The sequence below is a fragment of the Sphingobacterium allocomposti genome (genome assembly GCF_008124885.1).
In the GTDB taxonomy this organism is placed as follows: Bacteria; Bacteroidota; Bacteroidia; order Sphingobacteriales; family Sphingobacteriaceae; genus Sphingobacterium; species Sphingobacterium allocomposti.
In genome coordinates, this window is the sequence record NZ_VNHX01000003.1 from 15622 (window position 1) to 35321 (window position 19700).

Annotated in this window: 17 protein-coding genes and 1 pseudogene; 9 read left to right on the top strand and 9 right to left on the bottom strand. The window is 46.6% G+C overall.

The genetic code is table 11. The features are described 5' to 3' along the window. Window positions 1–463: 463 nt before the first annotated feature. Window positions 464–1264, bottom strand: a complete 801-nt coding sequence (locus tag BC792_RS02945) for a class D beta-lactamase (RefSeq protein WP_148907502.1) — start codon at window positions 1262–1264, stop codon at window positions 464–466. A gap of 205 nt (window positions 1265–1469) precedes the next feature. Here BC792_RS02945 and BC792_RS02950 point away from each other — a divergent pair, with 205 nt between their 5' ends. From BC792_RS02950 to BC792_RS02980, 7 genes and pseudogenes are all read left to right on the top strand, one after another. After that, window positions 1470–2087, top strand: a complete 618-nt coding sequence (locus BC792_RS02950; RefSeq protein WP_148907503.1) for an ABC transporter ATP-binding protein — start codon at window positions 1470–1472, stop codon at window positions 2085–2087. 6 nt (window positions 2088–2093) lie between these two features. After that, window positions 2094–3209 (top strand): hypothetical protein, encoded by a 1116-nt coding sequence (locus tag BC792_RS02955; protein WP_148907504.1) that lies wholly within the window; start codon window positions 2094–2096, stop codon window positions 3207–3209. A gap of 247 nt (window positions 3210–3456) precedes the next feature. Next, window positions 3457–3798, top strand: coding sequence for a YciI family protein (locus BC792_RS02960; RefSeq protein ID WP_148907505.1), 342 nt, complete (start codon window positions 3457–3459; stop codon window positions 3796–3798). Between the two features lie 2 nt (window positions 3799–3800). Continuing rightward, window positions 3801–5048, top strand: coding sequence for an RNA polymerase sigma factor (locus BC792_RS02965; protein ID WP_246154807.1), 1248 nt, complete (start codon window positions 3801–3803; stop codon window positions 5046–5048). Window positions 5049–5219: 171 nt separating this feature from the next. Next, the gene (locus tag BC792_RS18260) at window positions 5220–6308 is read left to right on the top strand and encodes a DinB family protein (protein ID WP_170249938.1); all 1089 of its coding nucleotides are present in this window, start codon (window positions 5220–5222) and stop codon (window positions 6306–6308) included. 106 nt (window positions 6309–6414) lie between these two features. After that, window positions 6415–6870, top strand: a complete 456-nt coding sequence (locus tag BC792_RS02975; protein WP_148907506.1) for a DUF1801 domain-containing protein — start codon at window positions 6415–6417, stop codon at window positions 6868–6870. Window positions 6871–6940: 70 nt separating this feature from the next. Next, window positions 6941–7069 (top strand): annotated as a pseudogene (locus BC792_RS02980) (CatA-like O-acetyltransferase); the annotation flags it as partial. Between the two features lie 106 nt (window positions 7070–7175). On the opposite strand, the gene BC792_RS02985 reads toward BC792_RS02980, so the two are convergent. Next, on the bottom strand, window positions 7176–7499 hold the full coding sequence (locus BC792_RS02985; RefSeq protein WP_148907508.1) for a nuclear transport factor 2 family protein: 324 nt from the start codon (window positions 7497–7499) through the stop codon (window positions 7176–7178). A 140-nt stretch (window positions 7500–7639) separates the two neighbouring features. Then, on the bottom strand, window positions 7640–8434 hold the full coding sequence (locus BC792_RS02990; protein ID WP_148907509.1) for an SDR family oxidoreductase: 795 nt from the start codon (window positions 8432–8434) through the stop codon (window positions 7640–7642). Window positions 8435–9111: 677 nt separating this feature from the next. On the opposite strand from BC792_RS02990, the gene BC792_RS02995 reads away from it, so the two are divergent. Beyond that, on the top strand, window positions 9112–10062 hold the full coding sequence (locus BC792_RS02995; RefSeq protein ID WP_148907510.1) for a CvpA family protein: 951 nt from the start codon (window positions 9112–9114) through the stop codon (window positions 10060–10062). Window positions 10063–10213: 151 nt separating this feature from the next. Here BC792_RS02995 and BC792_RS18265 read toward each other — a convergent pair whose 3' ends face one another. Continuing rightward, a complete protein-coding gene (locus tag BC792_RS18265) occupies window positions 10214–10384 on the bottom strand; it encodes a hypothetical protein (protein ID WP_170249939.1) in 171 nt (56 codons plus the stop codon). Between the two features lie 71 nt (window positions 10385–10455). Beyond that, entirely contained in the window at window positions 10456–12330 is a 1875-nt protein-coding gene (pepF, locus tag BC792_RS03000) for an oligoendopeptidase F (RefSeq protein ID WP_148907511.1), read from the bottom strand. Between the two features lie 251 nt (window positions 12331–12581). Here pepF and BC792_RS03005 point away from each other — a divergent pair, with 251 nt between their 5' ends. Beyond that, window positions 12582–13775, top strand: coding sequence for an IS110 family RNA-guided transposase (locus tag BC792_RS03005; RefSeq protein WP_148907512.1), 1194 nt, complete (start codon window positions 12582–12584; stop codon window positions 13773–13775). Between the two features lie 250 nt (window positions 13776–14025). On the opposite strand, the gene BC792_RS03010 is transcribed toward BC792_RS03005, so the two are convergent. The 4 genes from BC792_RS03010 to BC792_RS03025 form a co-directional block, all read right to left on the bottom strand. Beyond that, complete coding sequence (locus tag BC792_RS03010; RefSeq protein WP_148907513.1) at window positions 14026–14781, bottom strand: Kelch repeat-containing protein; 756 nt, start codon at window positions 14779–14781, stop codon at window positions 14026–14028. 164 nt (window positions 14782–14945) lie between these two features. Continuing rightward, entirely contained in the window at window positions 14946–15380 is a 435-nt protein-coding gene (locus BC792_RS03015) for a hypothetical protein (RefSeq protein WP_148907514.1), read from the bottom strand. 5 nt (window positions 15381–15385) lie between these two features. After that, entirely contained in the window at window positions 15386–16525 is a 1140-nt protein-coding gene (locus tag BC792_RS03020) for an efflux RND transporter periplasmic adaptor subunit (protein ID WP_148907515.1), read from the bottom strand. A gap of 4 nt (window positions 16526–16529) precedes the next feature. After that, window positions 16530–19688 carry an efflux RND transporter permease subunit gene (locus BC792_RS03025; RefSeq protein WP_148907516.1) on the bottom strand — a complete coding sequence of 1053 codons (3159 nt, stop codon included), beginning with the start codon at window positions 19686–19688 and terminating at the stop codon, window positions 16530–16532. Window positions 19689–19700 lie beyond the last annotated feature (12 nt).

A 19700-nucleotide genomic window follows, 5' to 3' on the forward strand; every position in this document is an offset into this window, starting at 1 on the left:
TAAAGTTATATAAAACGGAACGATCATTCCAAATTAAATATTAAATAATTGAAGTGGAGATTCGCGGCTTGACCAAACCAGCCGTAGCCCCTGTTGGGGTCGTGTGATTAATACACGGTTTTCTATTGAGATATAACCCCTATGGAGTCAATTGTCACCCTGGGCTTCGACGAGCCTGTACTGGCCTTGCCGAAGGGCCTGTACTGAGCTTGTCGAAGTACTCATCCACCCATGGTCACCCTGGGCTTCGACGAGCTCAGCCTGACATTGTCGAAGGGCCTGTACTGAGCCTGTCGAAGGGCCCTGTACTGAGCTTGCCGAAGTACTCAACCTGCCGAAGTACTCACCCATCCATGGTCACCCTGGGCTTCGACGAGCTCAGCCTGACATTGTCGAAGGATAAACAACGGAAGAGAAATTAGAAAATATTCCTGTTGATTCCTGATCAGCGAGGACGCAACCATTATAGCGCTCCTATGTCTTTAAGTACCCTTTTGGTAATATCGATTCTGCACTTCGGAAACTGGGGATTTTTATCCGCTCTGTCCTTAGCGAGTCTGGTTGCAAAAAAATAGACGTTATCGTCTTTCTCTACGTAACCGACCCACCATCCCACATCTATACCGTTTTGCCAGCCCCATCCCGTTTTCGCACGAAGGATATAGTCGTCGTTTTGCTCAACAACCATAACCCTTTTTAATATATCGATACTCCTCGCGGAGAACGGCGCCTTACCACTGTATACCTTAACGAGGAATTCTATCTGGTTACGCGATGAAATGGCCAAAGGGCCGAAATTCCAGAAGTCGGCCGCATCCGACACCTGCCGATTTCCGTAACCACAAGCCTTTAGGTATCTTTGGTATCTTTTCCGGCCTATTTTCTTTGACAGCTCCATGAATACCCAGCCCGCCGACACCTCGAAAGCCTCCTTAACCGTCATGTTTTTATAGGTAGAAGGACGGTAACCGTAAACAGCGGTATCTATCTTACCCCGCCACTTTACGATGTCAAGTTCATCTGCAATGACACCGGTTTCTAATGCAATCAGCAAATTGGCGATCTTAAATGTCGACGCAGGAACTTTCTGTACCGAAGATTCAACGCTGTCACTCATGATCCACTTTTGATTTTTATAGTCAAAAATAGTAATGCTGCCTTCAAAACCGCAATCGGTAAAATATTGCTTAAGATTGGCTTGACTGAAAGCACCTCCTACGAAAAGAAAGGTAAGGAAAAGAATGTACAGTGTTCTTGATAGCATCCGGCTGTCCTCCGTTTTTATTGGGCGGAGAAAATTACGCAATTTCCGACAAAAAAAACGGAAAAACGTTTAGCGACGTCGACGCCTGCTGTCCAACGGTGATAGGGGCCAGTTTTACCTGTCCGGTGGCACTGTTTACCGGAAAACTGCGGCGTTTGGCCGTTATGTCTTTTAAAATAGCCAACATTATTCGAAATTTACCGATATGCTTGAAATACGAAACCTAAAAGTATACTATTCTTCGCATCTCGCGCTGGAGGTCCCCTCCTGGGAGCCACCAGCCGGTATCTACTGGATCCATGGTAAAAACGGTTCCGGAAAGAGCACGTTCCTCAAATCGCTCGCGGGATTAATACCTTATCGCGGGGATATCTTGATGCGGGGATTTTCGTTGAGAAAAAATCCTGAAAAGTATCTCCGCCTGGTAAATTATTCCGCGACAGAGCCGGTATATCCTAACTTTCTGCTAGGCAGGGACCTCATTCATTTTTTCCTCTCGGCAAAAGAGGGAACCCAAGAACAGGTAGAGATGATGATCGACGGATTTCAGATGCGCGACTTCATCAACCACCAGCCTATATCCCAGTATTCAAGTGGTATGCTAAAGAAGCTGTCGTTGACGTTGGCGCTCATAGGACAATCGCAGCTGATACTGTTGGATGAACCCTTTGTAACCCTCGATCTTGATACCACGGCTTTTTTACAAGATCAGATATGGGTGCGGCGTCAGCAGGGAGCGACGATAGTGGTGGCGGCCCATACTGATCGCTTCCCCCTTGAAGCGACCATTGTCAATGTCGAATCGGGCAAGCTCAAATTTTGATGTTTTATGCGGAGCATTTTCATAAAGGTTTTCGCTAAGGGCTTTTTTAAAAAATATATCAAGGTGCTTCTTTTCGGCTTCGGTATAATCATCAGCTACTGCTTCTTTACACAGACCGCCGGCGCATTAAAGACAGGGACGTCCGATTATTGGAGCATGCTGCTACCTATAAAAGTACTGACGGACCCTATTTTAGCTGGCTTGTTTTGCTTTGTTGCCCTTCTTTATAGCGGCTTAGCTGCCCGCTATATCGTTAGAGAAATGGCGGCAGAACGAAACCTTTTTTTGCGCTACTCTTTTATAGGCATCCGGAAGACACTTCGCTGGAAAACATGGGTGGCCACCGTATTCATCATTCAACTGCCGCTCTATCTATACGCCCTGTATTCGCTGGCGGTCGGATATCACCATGCCGGACTCCGTTACGGCCTTTTTATCTTGACGTACCTCATCGCACTCCATGTTGGAATCGTGACATACGTAGACCGCACTCTAGCATACGGTACATCTTTTCGAAATACGAAAAGCACAACGCGGCTTGGCCCCCTCCCGCTGGGTCTTATCCCGCTCGTGAACCATGTCCATCATAACAAGATCAGTCTTATCCTCACGAAAGCCGTCGTATTGGTGGCCTTGCATCTCTTTGCCGATCCACTCCAGAAGCAAGACTTCCAGCTGCTGGTATTGCTAGCCCTCATACTCTCCTGCCTAAACATCATCCTTCTGTATCGGGATTTTGTGCTGCAAAGCCAGCAAATGGCCTTTGCCCTAAATCTTCCGTACAAGACATTTGCAAGATTTATCGAGCCTGTTCCGTACTACCTTATATTGATTTCTCCTGAAATAATTTACGCAACAGCCGCCGCAGGTATTCTCCCGGGATTAGGTGTATTCACGATATCGTATGTGGTTTTTCTTTTGCTTCTTAGAAGTGTGATTTTAAGCACCGGGAATCTGCCTTTACGGATAAGCAAAGTCTTGCTGTTCTGTTTTTTTACCGGTCTGCTGTTTATTCTTTATGCGGCGCATCTTATGCTCGTGGGACTTTCCCTTGCAGTAGCCATCCTGCTTTTCTACAGATTTTTTCAATACAGCAAACTAAGAGATAACCATGATTCTTGACAACGACGGGCAGGAGCTTGGCTTGATCGCAACAGTATGACACACAAATATTCCTTCGCCGGTTACCGCCCCTCCGTTTTCCAGAAAATTAATTTACCTTTGAAAGGCAGCTCAGGCGGTAGCCAACACATGACGTGCCCTGGTCGCAGCCATAATACGGAAATCGCCTCTTGACAGAATAAAAAACATAATTGCTGTCCCCATAACGGAAATCCGATCGTCATACGTTCAAACAATAAATAAAACGATGAAAGAATTTGCATTAATTTTCAGACTGACAGACATTTCTGATTTTCAACCTTCGCCTGAGCAGATGCAGGAAAGGATGAACTGGCTAGGAAGCATCGCCGCGCGAAATCAACTGGTAGACAAAGGCAACACGTTGCTGCCTGTCCCCGGAAGCGCCAAAACCGTAAAACCGGACAACGTGGTTACCGACGGACCTTATACCGAAATTAAGGAGTTTATCAGCGGTTATATCGTGATCAAAGCAGCCACCATTGAAGAGGCGGTCGTCATAGCGAAAGAAAACCCCATCTTCAAAATAGGCGGCAGTATTGAGGTAAGAGAGGTATTGAAACGTGACTAGCTTTGAAGAAAACGGAGACACATAACAAACTGTTACCGCATCTATTCCGACAGGAATATGCTAAAATGACGGCCGTGCTCTGCCGTCATTTTGGTTTACATCATATGGACATCGCCGAAGATATTGCAAGTGATACGTTCTTGAAAGCATCGGAGCATTGGGCGCTCAATGGGGTACCGGACAACCCGACAGCGTGGCTGTATACTGTCGCCCGCAATAAAGCAAAAGACTATTTCAAACGTACCGCCATCTTCGAGACGAAGGTCAGAAACGAAATAATACCCGAGAGTATTGAGAACGAAGGGGAATTCGACTATAACGGCCGGATAATAGCCGACAGTCAGCTGGCCATGATTTTCGCTGTCTGCAATCCCGCAAACCCCAGCGAAAGCCAGATTTGTCTAGCGCTTCAGATTCTTTGCGGCTTCAGCGTAGAAGAGATCGCCGACGCTTTCCTTACAAAAATAGAAACCATCAGAAAGCGCCTGCAACGTGGGCGCAAAAACCTGAGGAACAACAGCTTTCAGATTACTACGCTGAACGAAACCGACATCCGGTCGAGGCTGCCAATTGTTCTTCGAACCCTGTACCTTTTGTTTAACGAGGGATATTTCTCGAAAACCAGCAGCAAGCAGGTGCGGATCGAGCTTTGTTCGGAAGCCATGAGACTGACGTTGCTGCTCACCGAAAACACACTGACGAACACCCCTCAGGTGAATGCGCTATTGGCGTTGATGTGTTTTCAAAGCTCGAGACTGGACGCAAGAACGGACATACGTGGCGAAGCAATACTCTTTGATGAACAGGACAAAAGCCGTTGGGATCAATCGCTTATTCAGCGGGGAAACTACTATTTGGTAAACGCAACCGACAGGCAGGAAGTGTCCAAGTACCATCTGGAAGCAGGAATTGCCTATTGGCATACAGCTCCGGCAGACGACAGCAAGTGGACGCATATTCTGCAGCTGTACAATCAGCTTATCGTCGTTGAGTACTCCCCGATCACGGCGTTAAACCGCGTTTTCGCCTTTGCGAAGGTGCACGGAAAAGACAAAGCGATTGTGGAAGCGGAGAAGCTGGGTCTGGAACAAAACAGCTACTATCATGCACTCTTAGGTTATCTGTATGCCCAGACAGCTGCTGCCAAATCCATCGCCCACTACGAGCAGGCCATTCAGCTGACGAAGTCACCCACCGAAAAACGAACATGGCAAAAAGAGATCACACTGCTGCGACAGGATAAACGTTAACCGCTGCCGACCCAGCTCCGGAAGATCCCATAGTCTGGATCGCCATGCCGACCGCCCCGTACATCCGGCGAAAATATCTTATAATCAACAACTTTCCGTTTCAAAATATTTATTAATTTTATTTTTTATGTGCTAACTTAGCTCATCAAATAACTATTAAAACACTAACCAATGAAAACGTTAAAGAGAGTATTGGCCGTCATCGGAATCATAATAGCTATTCTGCTCATCGTCGCGCTTATTGTAAAAAAAGAGTATGCCGTCGAGAAAGAAATTGTTATTGACGCACCTAGACAGGAAGTGTTCAACTATGTCAAATACCTGAAAAATCAAGAAAACTACAGCAAATGGGCCAACACAGACCCGAACATGAAAAAGACCTATCGGGGCACGGACGGAACAGTAGGTTTTGTTTCTGCCTGGGAAAGTAAAAACAAAGAGGTAGGCGTAGGCGAGCAGGAAATTACGAAAATAACGGAGGGCGAAAGAATTGATTTCGAACTCCGCTTTTTTGAACCTTTTGAGGCTACCGAGCCCGCTTACATGATTACGGAGACATCGGGCGACAACCAGACTAAGGTAAAATGGGGCTTTAGCGGCCGTATGAACTATCCGATGAATATCATGCTCCTCTTTATGGATATGGAGAAGATGATCGGCGACGATCTGGAGAATGGTCTCACTAAATTGAAATCCATACTGGAGAGCGGCCCCGCTGCAGCCGACGGAAGCGTCGCCTTCCTCGAGCGCTATTTCAACAGCACGGCCGACGAATTACGCCAGGCGGTGGCAGGACTCAGCGAAGCACAGCTCGCCTTTAAACCGGCAGCCGACAAATGGTCGGTGGCTCAGTGTCTGGAGCACATCATCACATCGGAACAAATGCTGTTCGAAATGGGCCGGAAAGAAATGGAAAAGCCGGCACAGCCGAACCGCCGGTCTGAAATAAAAACCACTGATGCGCAGCTCGTCCAGATGATTACAGACCGTACCGAAAAACATCAGGCACCGAAGGAGCTGCAGCCTGCCGGAAAATACACAGATGCACAGCAGGCATTGGCCGACTTCAACAACGGAAGAAAGCCAATCCTTAGCTATCTGAAAGACGCCGATGCAGACGACATGCGCAACCACATCAGTGAATACCCGACGGGAAAGTCGGACGGCTATCAAAACTTTCTGTTTGTGGCAGCGCACACCGCCCGGCATATCGGACAGATAAAGGAAATCACGGCCGATCCTGCTTTTCCTAAAAACTAGAAGCTGAAAACCAGTGATAAAACTTCATCATGCAAAGGCCCATTTAACAGTAATGGGCCCTTGCGGATGGGGCACATGCAGGAATAAATCGTAAACAATAGCTGAAATGAAAACACCGGGACAAACCGTGGAGGAAATCCTATCCAACGTGCCTCCCGACCGGGCGCCGGCCTTTCAAAAGCTGCATGAGACCATCGTCGAAAACCTACCTTCAGGCTTTGAGGCGGCCATCAGTTACGGCATGCTGGGATACGTCGTACCACATAGCATCTACCCGCCGGGCTATCACTGCAAGCCGGCAGAGCCGCTACCTTTCGCATCCATCGCATCAGAGAAAAATTCGATTAACTTCTACCATATGGGTATATATGCTGATCCAGCGCTGTCGGACTGGTTTGTTGCTTCGTATCCCCAACACAGCAAACAAAAATTGGATATGGGCAAAAGCTGTATCCGGTTTAAGAAGACAGATGACATCCCATTTCAGCTTATTGGCGAACTGATGGGAAAACTATCGGTGGAACAATGGATAAACCTCTATGAGAGCAGGTTGAAAAAGTAACAGTGCGCCGCCCCATTCGCTTGCAAGAAGCTTCTCCTTCGCTGACAGTTCGCCCAAGGTTTCGTTTGGAAAGATGACGGAAAATGATGGTGTAAAAACCATGCCCGTGTCCATTCACGTGCACCACGGGCTTGTGGACGGCTATCACGTCGGACTTTTTATAGACAGGTATCAGGAGCTGATGGATGGCGAAAGGTGACTTTTTTTTTGGAGTCGCCGGCCCTACCGGCTGACTCCAAAAAATGAGGTCTAACACTGGACGCTACGTATGTTTGTCCGATTTAACGTTATCGGCCTTGTCACTGTTAGCCGGCTATTTTCAATGATGTTATCAACCCGTCGGCGATCTGGAGGTAAAACTTCAGTACGACCGGACTCCCTGGAAAGGTGCCCGACACTTCGGCGGTCAAAAGGCTTCCCCCTTCCGTCTCTTCGAAGCTGAGGGGCTTCATCACGGTGTTGTACTCGCTATTCGCTTTGCTGATCCATCGTTTGATCTCCTCGCGGCCGACATACGCATGCCCTTCATCGTGCACCAGCGCTGTCTCTGAAAAACAGGCTGCATAAGCGTCGGGATTAAAATGATACTGTGCGTCGATGAGGTCGGCTACTACTTTAGGTAATTTCATTGTTTTTTATATTTTAAATGTTCATCATATCTATCCTGTCAGCATTTCTACCGGCAACGATAGCTTTTCTAATCCGGCTTAGCCATGCTTCCGCCGGAATTCCGGCGGATGTCGGGATGTGGTACGCCAAGTCCTCCTGATTATACGGTTGGAATGGTTCCCCCATCAATTACAAACTCGGTTCCCGTCAGATAGCCGGCCCTCGGCGAGACAAGAAATCCCACCAATTCAGCCACCTCTTCAGGCTTTGCAAATCGCCCGAACGGCACCCCGCCCAATGCGTTCAATACGCTCTGCGTCGCTTCTTCGACGGAAATGCCCGAGCTTTCTGAGATTCGTTGCATCATCCGTTGCGCGGCGTCGGTCATGATACCGCCCGGCGATACCGTCAGTACCCGGACACCTTTGGATGAGACTTCTTTTGAAAGGCCTTTGCTGTAGTTGATGAGCCCCGCCTTGGCAGCAGCGTACGGAAGCGTCGAATCGTGCAGCGGCAGTTTCCCCTGGATAGAGGCGATGTGAATGATAACACCGCTTCCGTTCTTTATCATCTGCGGTAAAAACGCTCTATCCAACCGCACTGGAGCGAGCAGGTTGATCTGCAGCGTCTGCTCCCAGTCTACATCCGTTAATACGGCAAACCCTCCCGCTGGCGTTTCCGAACCGCCAAGGTTGTTTACCAGAATATCGACGCCACCAAACTTTCCAAACACCTCTTTGGCGACGCCGGCCGCACCTTCCGGTGCGCTTAGATCCGCCGCGACAAAGTATAGACCGTGGCCGGTGTCGTCAGGCGCATTCCGGGCAGTGACAATCACCTGTGCTCCAGCACGCTTTAAGCGCTCCGCGATGGCCTTCCCTGCTCCCTTTGTTCCGCCGGTTACCAGCGCGACCTTACCCGATAGCTCGTTTTGATAAACTGTATTTTCTATCATATGAATCGTTTTGGACAAATTTCCGAAGTATGTTATTTGCCCACAAGAACGGAAAAACGATTCCGATAGGGCTAAATTTCTCCCTATCCCGGCATAAAGCACATAAAATTATTGAATACCATCATGTACTATTGAATTACAATGGCAGTAACGTCACGTTGAGCTTTACTGTCGCTGAACATTGTTGAATGATAAACCTTTATGTCACGCTGAGCCTGTCGAAGAGCGACATCCCTGTCCTACGAGAATGTCAGGCTGAGCCCGTCGAAGCCTCCGGCTTTACGGACATGACAAACCTTTAATATCACGCTGAGCGCTATCGAAGAGCGACATCCCTGTCCTACGAGAATGTCAGGCTGAGCCCGTCGAAGCCTCCGGCTTTACGGACATGACAAACCTTTAATATCACGCTGAGCGCTATCGAAGAGCGAAATCCCTATCCTTCTATAATGTCAGGCTGACCTGTCGAAGAGCGACATCCCTACCCTTCTATAATGTCAGGCTGAGCCCGTCGAAGCCTCCGGCTTTACGGACAATAATAAGCTATAATGCACAGCGGGCTATCGACTAACGCACGGACTCTCCTAGCCCCTAAAATACAGATGGAAAAGCTCTTTCCAGTCGATTTCAGGACACTGAAAACATTTATCCCCTGAACATTGTCCTATGGAAGCAGTATGAACATAATTGATATTATACTTTTGCTCGTCGTCATCGTCTCGGTGTGGAACGGGGTGACGGGGGGATTCTTTGGATGCACGATCAGACTGATCTCCTGGCTTGGAGGTCTGCTAGCCACTTTTTTATTATATAGACATGTGGCCCATCTATTTGAAACCTATATCGCGGATAGCATATGGACCATGCCGCTGTCCTTCCTGTTTACACTACTTGTCGTAGGCTCGGTGCTATCTTTTTTGGCCAACAAGGTTCTGAACGCAATTCCGCCGGAGGCACATCGGCATCGCTTAAACCACTTTTTCGGATTTATACCGGGAGCGATATCGGGATTGTTATATGCGGCCATCCTGTCTACCCTGTTGCTTTTATTACCCTTTTCGGAGACGTTGACGGTAAAGACCAGGGAGAGTAAAATCGCGGAGCAGCTGACAAATGGGCTGGCAAGGGTCGAAAGGCCGTTTGCGCCGGCACTCGACGCCGTAAATCGCTCGATCAATAAAATGACTATAGCGCCGGAATCGTCAAAGAGCATAACCCTCCCCTTTTCGGTCGATAACGCTAAACCCCGTCCAGACCTGGAGCGGCAGATGCTCGATATGATAAACGAAGAACGTGCAAAAGAAAGTCTGCCACCGCTCACCTTAGACGAGGAGCTGACTCCCGTTGCGCGAGCACACTCCCAAGATATGTTTGCAAGGAGCTACTTTTCGCACATCTCCCCGGAGGGAAAGACGCCCTTCGACCGCATCCGCGCCGCTAACATTACGTTCGTTGCCGCGGGCGAGAACCTGGCACTTGCCCAGAGCCTCCCCTTAGCGCACGAAGGACTGATGAACTCGCCTGGCCACCGCGCAAATATCCTTCGGAAAGCGTTCGGCCGCGTGGGAATCGGCATCCTTGATGGAGGGTTATATGGTCTGATGGTCACGCAAAAGTTCCGTAACTAATGTCTTTAAATCTCATTGTTGCGAAAGCCAAAAAACAGAAGCGAGATTTGAGTAGTGAGATTTGAGTAGTTAGAAACTAGGGATGAAGTAACTTTCGGTTCATCCTAGGAGTTCGGGCCTTTACATCTTTACGAATCAACAACTCTACGGCTTATAGCCATCTGCCATTTGCTATCTGCCATAAGCCATAAGCCACCTGCCATTTGCCATCTGCCATAAGCCATCTGCCATAAGCCATTTGCCATAAGCCATCTGCCATAAGCCATCTGCCATAAGCCATCTGCCATAAGCCATTTGCCATTTGCCATAAGCCATCTGCCATGAAACACAGTGTACGGATGAGTTCGCGCCCCCACAAGCCGCAAACTCATCCGTGGCCCCTCGGCGATAGGACTATTTCCCCATTCTGGTTAAAATGGCCTCCATCTCCGCCATGACTTTGTTGATCTTGGCGATAGTGAGGTCAAACGGCTCAGACGTATTCATGTCTACTCCCGCATCCACCAACAGTTCGACCGGATATTTTGTGCTTCCTGCAGAGAGAAAATCCAAGTACCTCCGGCGATCCTCATCCGTCCCCCGAAGCACCTTTTCTGATAGTGCCGTCGAAGCGGTAAAAGAGGTAGCGTATTGGTAGACATAAAAGTTGTAATAAAAATGCGGAATATACGACCATTCCGATTTAATGTAGTCGTCGACTATACAGACATTTTTATCATGTCCGTAGTATCGTCTGGTCAGTTCAAGATACATCTGGTCAAAATCTTCGCCGGTCAGCGCTTCTCCCTTGGCAACCCTATCGTGGATCATCGATTCGAATTCAGCAAACTGGGTTTGCCGGAATAACGTCCCTTTGGCCCCCTCAAGGTAGTTGCCCAGGATGGCTAACCGCGTCTTATCATCCTTGATCTGCTGCAGCATGTAGTCGTTCAGCAGCTCTTCGTTTAACGTCGACGCCACCTCTGCAACGAAGATAGAATAGTCTGCATTGGCAAAATGCTGCTTTTTGTTGGTCAGGTAACTGTGCATGGTATGTCCGAGCTCGTGCGTCAGCGTGGACATGTCATTGTACTTTCCATTGTAGTTCATCAGTATATACGGATGGACATCGTACGCCGATCCGTTAGAATAGGCGCCCGACCTTTTACCTTCGTTTGGATACATGTCGATCCATCTTTCGTTAAACGCTTTCTTTGAAACGTTGATGTAATCTGTACCCAGAGGTTTCAAGGACTTCAGAATATTTTCGACCGCTTCTTCTACGGTATACGCCAGATCGACCTTTTCGACAAGCGGCGCGTACAGGTCGTAGTAATGCAACGTGTCTAGCCCCATCATGCGCTTCCGAAGGTTCAAATAGCGGTGGAATGTTTCGAGATTACCGTTTACGTTTTTGATGAGGTTATGGAAAACCGCTGTCGGGATATTGCCATCGTCGAGCGCCCGCTGTAACGTGCTTTCATATTTCCTGGCTTTTGTGGCAAACAAAGCGGCATTGATATTCCCATAAAGCTGGGCGCCAAATGTGCGTTGAAACTCGTTCAGCTTGCGGAAATACGTTTCGAAGACCTTACTTCGCACATTCCTGTCCTCGCTTGCCCTATACAACGCAAAATTAGCAGGGTTAAGCTTTATGCGCTCTCCGTTTAGGTCGATCTCTGCGTGCGGGAACTCCGCATTAGAAAACGTACTGAAGATATTCGCGGCATTGCCCGACATTAACGAGGAATAAGCCAATACCTTTTCAACCTCTTCGGAACCTCTATGTGCACGCTTGCGAAGCAGGTCCGTCAGATAGAATTTGTAAGTCGTCAGTTCTTTTTCCTGCGTAAAAAAGCGGTTGAGCTGCTCCTCCTGCAGCGTCAATAGCTCGGGTTCCATAAACGATGTTAAAGCTCCGTACTCCGCAAAAAGTTGTTGCATCTCCTGCTTCATACCGGCATATTTGGTGACCCGTGTATCCTGATCAGATTTCATCGACGCGTACGAGGACAGCCGTACCATATCCTTAATGAGCGTGCTGTTGAACGACAACGCCTCCAAAAGGGTGGCGGCCGACTGTGTCAGCTTGCCCTGATACCGGGTTACCTCTTGCATCTTCTGCTGAATTTTCTCTTTCTCTGCCCTCCAGGCCTCGTCAGTGGCATACAGGTCAGATAAGTTCCACTTGTATTTTTCGGGCAGTTCATCCCGTACTTTCATCTGGCTCACAGCAACGGTCGTCGAAAACAACATCGTCGCGATCATCAATTGTGTTTTTTTGCGCATATTTTTAAACAAAAACTTTAAAAAAAGACAAGTAGGTTTATCATGAGTAGTTTACGATGGATTGAATTGCAATCGGTAACGATTTGGTAATGGTGCTTAATGCATTCATCCTCACTAACTTTCCTTGTAAATCTAAAGACAAATATACATGAAGTTTTTTGGAGCTACACACAGACACATAAAAATAGTGTCAAGACCGCCCCGAATTTCCGTACTCGAAGTACAATCTTTATATTTCAGGAAAAAACTCTATGAAAGTATGCGGTCTCGACGTACACAAAGATACGATCTTTTGTGCCGTCCGCAATGGGAAGAAATGCGAAGAGGTTAAGGATTATTCCACACTTACCTGTTCGATCCGGCAAATGGGGGAACATCTGCAAGAGCAGGGAGTCCTTCGGGTGGCCATGGAGAGTACGGGCGTGTATTGGATTCCTGTATGGAACATCCTTGAAGACATGGGGTTCGAACTTCTGCTGGTCAATCCCTTTCTGATCAAGCAGATGCCGGGTCGTAAGAGCGATGTCAAGGATGCCCAATGGATAGCTCTTTTACTGCAAAAAGGAATGCTCAGGGGCAGTCTGGTGCCGAAAGCGGACATCAGGGAGTTACGTGTCTACGCACGCAAGTACCGTAAACTTCAGGGTCGCATGACTTCCGTTGTCCAGGAAATGGACAGGCTTCTTGTTATGTGCAATATCCGTTTGGGCAGTTATGTCAGTGATCTTAACGGAAAGAGTTTCCGGCGTGTCGTGCAAGCCATAGCTGATGGGCGTGATAGTCCGGAGGAACTCCTCTGCCATGTGCACCCACGTATCCGTAACCGGCATGCCGACACGATACGGAATGCGCTTGAAGGTCACATCTGCCCGCATCACAGATTCGCTCTCTCGCTGCTGGATGAAGAATACAGCTTGCTTGAATCGCAGGAAGAACGATGCCTGGCCATGATGGAACAGCTCTGTGCCGATCGCTATGCGGAGCAACTGGAGCTGCTCAAGAGTCACCCGGGCATAAACGACATTGCAGCAATGTCATTCATCGCAGAATCCGGCGGGGAGATGTCTGCCTTTGAGAACAGCGGGAAATTTTCCGGATGGACGGGGCTGCGCCCACGAAATGATGAAAGTGCCGGAAAATACAAGAGTACCGCTACAACCAAGGGCAACAAGTTCCTCAGAACTATACTTGTACAGATAGCATGGGCCGCCATCAGAACAAAAGGCAGCCATTATCAGGGAAAATATGCCCGGTTAGCGATGAGGAAATCCAAAAAGAAAGCACTGATTGCAATAGCCAGGAAGATCGGAACGGTTCTCTGGAACATGCTCGACAAAAAGCAGGAATATGACGCCGGCCTGATGCCTGTATACGACCCGGATAAAATAGCCGCTAAAATTGCTTACCATGACAGAGAACTGCTGAGGCTACAGAACTTGATATGACCCGACATAACGAAAAGTCCGTTTAACTTTGTGGTGGTTCAGAACCCCGCTAACAAATTGGACAAAGCTACGCCCTGAAAAGGGCTTAAGAACACAGACATGGGAATACCAAAAACCCGCAGGAGAAAATCGCACCAACCATGCGGATAGGTTGTTTTGATTTATTATTTATAGGAGAAAGATAAAAAAATGGGCAGATAATTTTAGTTTATCTGCCCATTTTTTACGTGGATAAATTTGAAAAGCACCATCAATTTTTATCGTCTAAGGATATTACCTCAATATCATTTAATTCAGGTGACCCGCCACGATGTGCACATCCAGCTGCTACATAGTATGTGTTATTTATTCGTACAACCTGCGTTCCGTGCCTACCTTTTGTTAAACGGTTTAATAGTTTCCACCCCTTTTCGGGATCGAAGTATTCTACTTCATTATGTGCTTTAATCTGTTTACTGCTCTCACCTCCAACCACAATAAAGCCATTCCCATAATTGATTGTTGCATTACCTGCACGCTGTGTAGGTAAGTCAAATTCTTTTGGTAAGGTCGTCCATTTCCCAGAATTAAAATCAAAAACATCGACTTCGCCATATGTAAGCTCGAAGCCTTTATTCTCTTTTATAAGCGATTTTCTCCCAGCCGTAGCGTAAAATTTATTATTCACAACAACTGCTTGAAAATGGTCACGAACTCTCGGCATATCGGGCAATACTGTCCATTTTCCTGTTTCAGGGTCATACTCATCAAAGTTATTTGAGTTATCACCCCAATGACCATCTTTGGCACCTCCGGCTAAATAAAATTTGCCATTATGAACTACTACTCCTGCCGCACCACGTCTTCTGCTTTCCGGTATTTCCGCCCCCTCCGTCCAAGTATCGTTTGCAGGATCATAGATATAAATGTTTGGAACTGGAATTTCATGGGGAAATTCTCCTGTAAATGCTCCTATCACGTATATCTTGTCCTGATAAGTCACCGCTTGAAAATGGTGTAATTCAATTGGAGTTGAACTTTTCTTTTCCCTGCTACCAGTAGTTGGGTCATAAACATTTACAGGTTTGAACTATATTCAGAATCTTTTTCATAAGGATTACATGATTTGGTGATTATAACAGAAATCGTCTACTCAATTCTTGAGCAGACGATACAACCAATAACCTTGTGTTATTTCACTCCATTTTTAAATGCCGTATAATTCTGTTCATTTTCAAAATAGGCTACCTCACCGCCGTCAGCAATCAGAACGATATAAGCTGTCGCTTTGTCTACTTTCTTCATCGTTTGAGGGTCTAGGGCATAGCGGACACTCTCATCCTGTGGAATACGCTTCTTGCACATTTCACAACATCCATAATAGGTTTTCCCATCAAAAGGAACTTCCAATTGTTGCTTGCCCATGTAGGCATCATTTACCATACAGACAAGGTTGCTTGGTACATGGTCGCCTTTTTTAGGTTCGTTACTTTTTACGTTGCTTGCAGGTGTAGCTGTAGTAACTTCATTAGTTGAAGTTCCTTCATTACTTTTGTTCTGGCTACATCCGATGAGAAGTACCGTGGCAAATGCCACGATACTTAAGAATTTGAACTGTACTTTCATTTTGTTTATTTTTTATTAGGATTATTTGGTTTGTTCGGAACTTCAGTAGCTTCCTGAATTTCTTCCGATCCCATTTTTAATATTTTGTCTCCCTGATTAAGTTCTCCAAAAACTTCTACCTGTTCCGGCATTACACGTCCCTTGCTCACCGGAACATTTTTGGTCTTTCCATTCTCTACACGTATCACATACACGCCCATTCCGCTTTCAACAACTGCGGTTTTGGGAACAAAAAATGTAGGTTCCGTATTTTGTAAAGGAATGGTCGTCTCAGCAACCATATACGGTTTCAGGATATTATTCTTATTGATAAAATCGGCTTCGATCTTTTCAGAACGGAGTTTCAAGTCAAGGCTTCCCGATTTTCTGCTGACCAGAGCAATATGCTTTTGCTGGGGCTGTGATCTCACGTGGAAACGGATCGTGTCACCTAATTTAAGGTAAGGCGTATTGGCTTCCGGAACGGAAAGATTTAGACGTAGTTTCTGATTGTTCTCCACCACCAACAAAGGCTCTTTGTTCATTGGTCCCACATAGGCACCCAGATCCACGTTTCTATCCGTGATTGTTCCGCTGAACGGAGCTTTGATCACCAGGTAATTATTGATATCCTTGATCTCATTATAGGCAGACCTTGCGGCATTCAACTGAGCCTCATCGGAAAGTTTACGGGCCTTGATCTGGTCAAGCGCATCTTTTGCAATAGCTCCCTGTGTTTCGTTGGCTTTCATTGTCCTGTCGTAAGTAGCTTTGGTCGAGAAATAGATGGCTTCCTGAGCTTCCAATTTCGCCTTAGCACTTGCTACCTGCGACTGGATTTCAGGTGCTTCCAATACTGCCAGAATCTGACCTGCCGATACTTTATCACCGATATCTACACGGATACTTTTTACATAACTGTTAACTTTTGCAAACAGGGCTGTCTGTTGGTCAGGCTTTAGCTCACCAGCTAATTTCAGCATTACCTTCGGGTTGGACTTAGATATTTCGACAGTTTCCCAAGGGTTCATCATCATTCCCATTCCCATCCCCATACCAGGCATGCCGCCTTTTTTGGGTTCTTCCTTTGCTGCTTCTTTTGTTTCATTATTGCAGGCGGTCAGCAGCATTATAAATGAAGCTGCCAATATTGTTATATATTTCATTTCTTTATTTTTTTAGGTTTACAAAGTGAATACTTTCCTCATCTTCTGGATGCAGCGAGTTGGATACAATGGATGCTTTTTTCTGAACCCAACCGAATACAAGCGGGAGAACGATCAATACCGAGAAAGTAGAGAAAATCAACCCACCGATTACGGCACGTCCCAATGGAGATACCTGATCACCGCCCTCTCCAAATCCGATAGCCATCGGTAACATACCGGCAACCATGGCCAACGTGGTCATGACAATAGGACGGATACGTAATTTGGCTGCTTCTATTGCGGCTCCAAGTGCATCATTTGAAGATTTACGTATCGTTTCGGCATTTGAAATCAATAACACCGCATTTGCAATCGATACCCCGACCGACATAATCATTCCCATATAGGATTGAAGGTTCAGTGTAGAACCTGTCAGGTTCAGGGCAACCAACGCACCCACAATTACAAAAGGAACAGTTGATAGAATTACCCACGAAACCCTGAAGGATTGGAATGTGGCAGAAAGCATCAGAAATATGACTACGACAGCGATCAATAGTCCTGAAGCTAAGCTTCCTAATGTCTCGTCCAGAACAGGAGCAAGTCCTGCAACCTCAATATTGATACCCTTTGGCAATTCACCAAGAGAAGCTATTGCTGCTTTTACATCTTTGGACGCCTGTTCAAGGTCTTTTTTATGCAGGTTGGCTGTTACCGTTGTATAGCCCATTGTTCCAAGGTTATAACTTTCTCCCATTTCCTTTGTAGGCAGCACCGTAGCAACATCGCTTAATACAGGCCTGTCCTGGTTTTTGGTCAGGGGAAGATTTTCCAGTTCCTCTTTGCTGTTCAGTATATTCTGAGGGGTCTGAACCTGTACATCGTATGCAATACCCATCATACCTCCAACCCAAAAGTTTTTATTGGTATAACGTGTCGAAGCTGTTGCGGCAACCAGTGATTTAGCGATATCCTGTGGGTCCAGTCCCAACTGGGCAGCCCTTGTACGGTCAATATTGATCTGCATCGCCGGATAGTTCATGGATTGTGGGATCTGTTGATCACGCATATAGTCAAGCTCCTTCAGTTTTGCAAGAAGCTTATTTGCCGTCATCATGTTCATTTTCTTCATCATCCCCGACACACGGATCTCAACAGGGTTATTAGCTCCCTGGCTCAAGATTTTTTCTGTTAGTTCAATCGGTTCAAATGAGAGTTGCAGATCGGGCATTTTTTCCTTGTAATATTGACGGAGTTCATCTTTCAGCTCATCTGAATTACCGTTAAATTCTTTAAGGGCTACCTGCATCAGGGCTTCATGCGGTCCCGCATTGTATAGATAGATCGGGCTCACGGCAAATGTTGAAGGATGCTGTCCGATAAAAACCGATGATATGGCAACATTATCCTTACCTACCTTGGCTTTTAGAAGCTCAAGAAAATTTTTCACCTTTTTCTCGGTTACTTCTATGCGGGTTCCGTCGGCAGCTTTAAGCCTTACCTGAAATTGTTTGGAATTGGAAGCAGGAAGTACGTCTTTTCCGGTAATCAGATAAAGGCCGGCTCCGGCAAGGATAACGGCAATCAGGCTAATTCCCACGATAGGTTTCCTGAATTTCATCAGACCCGAAAGGAAGTTTGAAAATTTCTCCCTGAACTTTGTAAACCTGTCTTCTTTATGTGCAGGGTTTTCGCAGTTTACAACATTGTGTTTCATCATCCAGTTTGCCATCACAGGAACGAAAGTCTGTGATAAAAGGAAGGAGATAATCATCGAAAAACCAATGGCCATTGCCAATGGCATAAACAGCGATCCCGGAATACCTGTCATCATAAATGCCGGTGCGAATACGGCAAGGATACATAGCATGATGAGCAGTTTTGGAAATGCAATTTCCTTACACGCATCCCATATCGCCTGTGCTTTTGTCTTGCCCATAGCAAAGTGCTGGTGGATATTTTCGATGGTCACTGTACTCTCGTCCACCAATATACCGATTGCCAGTGCAAGACCTGAAAGCGACATGATATTGATGGTCTGTCCGAAGAGCTTAAGGAAAAGCACAGCAGAGATAATAGAGATCGGAATGGTCATGATCACAATCAGTGCCGCCCTGCGGTCATTCAGGAACAGCAGTACCATCAATCCGGTCAGCAAAGCTCCCAGTACGCCCTCTACAACAAGGCTTTTCAAGGCGTTGGAAATATACACCGATTGATCGAATTCATAGGATATCTTCACGTCATCTGGCATATTACGCTGAATGTCCGGCAGCTGTTTCTTTAGCGTATTGACAACATCGAGTGTAGAGGCATTACCGGCCTTGGCAATGTTGATATATACGGAACGTTTTCCGTCAATAAGGGCATAGCCTGTGGCAATATCCGCACCGTCCTTAACGGTTGCTACGTCACGGATATACACATTGTCCACTGTGCCCTTGAAAATCGGCACATCGCCCAGTTCTTCTATATTCTTCACCGTATTATTGGTCGGTGTCAGATAATTTTTATCCCCGATATAGATATTTCCGGAAGGGGATGTAATGTTGTTTCTGCTGATGGCTTCAACAACCTGTTCCGGAGATAAATTATGTGAACGTAACTTGTAGGGATCGACATTGATCTCAATGGTACGCGGGCTACCTCCGAAAGGTGGGGCTGTTGTCAAGCCGGGTATCTTAATCAGGAACGGACGGGCGTTAAAGTTTGCAATATCCTGTAACTGGTTATTTGTCTTTGTATTGCTACGGAACACCAATTGCCCAACCGGTTGTGATGAGGCATCAAAACGGATAATGAACGGTGGCGGAGCACCCGGTGGCAGGAATACCTGCGAACGGTTGGACAGGGCATTGATACTGGCTATGGCTTCACCCATTTCGGTACCTTCATAGAAAGTAATCTTCATTAAGGTAAGTCCCTGCGTATTTTTACTTTCGATGGATTTGATACCGTTGGCAAACAGCATCATGTTCACATACATTTTCGTAAAATACCCTTCCATCTGTTGCGGCGTGTATCCGTTAAAGGAATGGGCTATATAAACTACCGGCAGGTTCATCTCCGGCAAGATGTCCACTTTCACATCTCTGGTCGCTTTGATCCCAAAGAACAGTAAGCCAAGTACAATGACTAATATGGAAAGTGGCTTTTTTAAAGCAAAACTTATCAAATTCATTGATTCAATTAT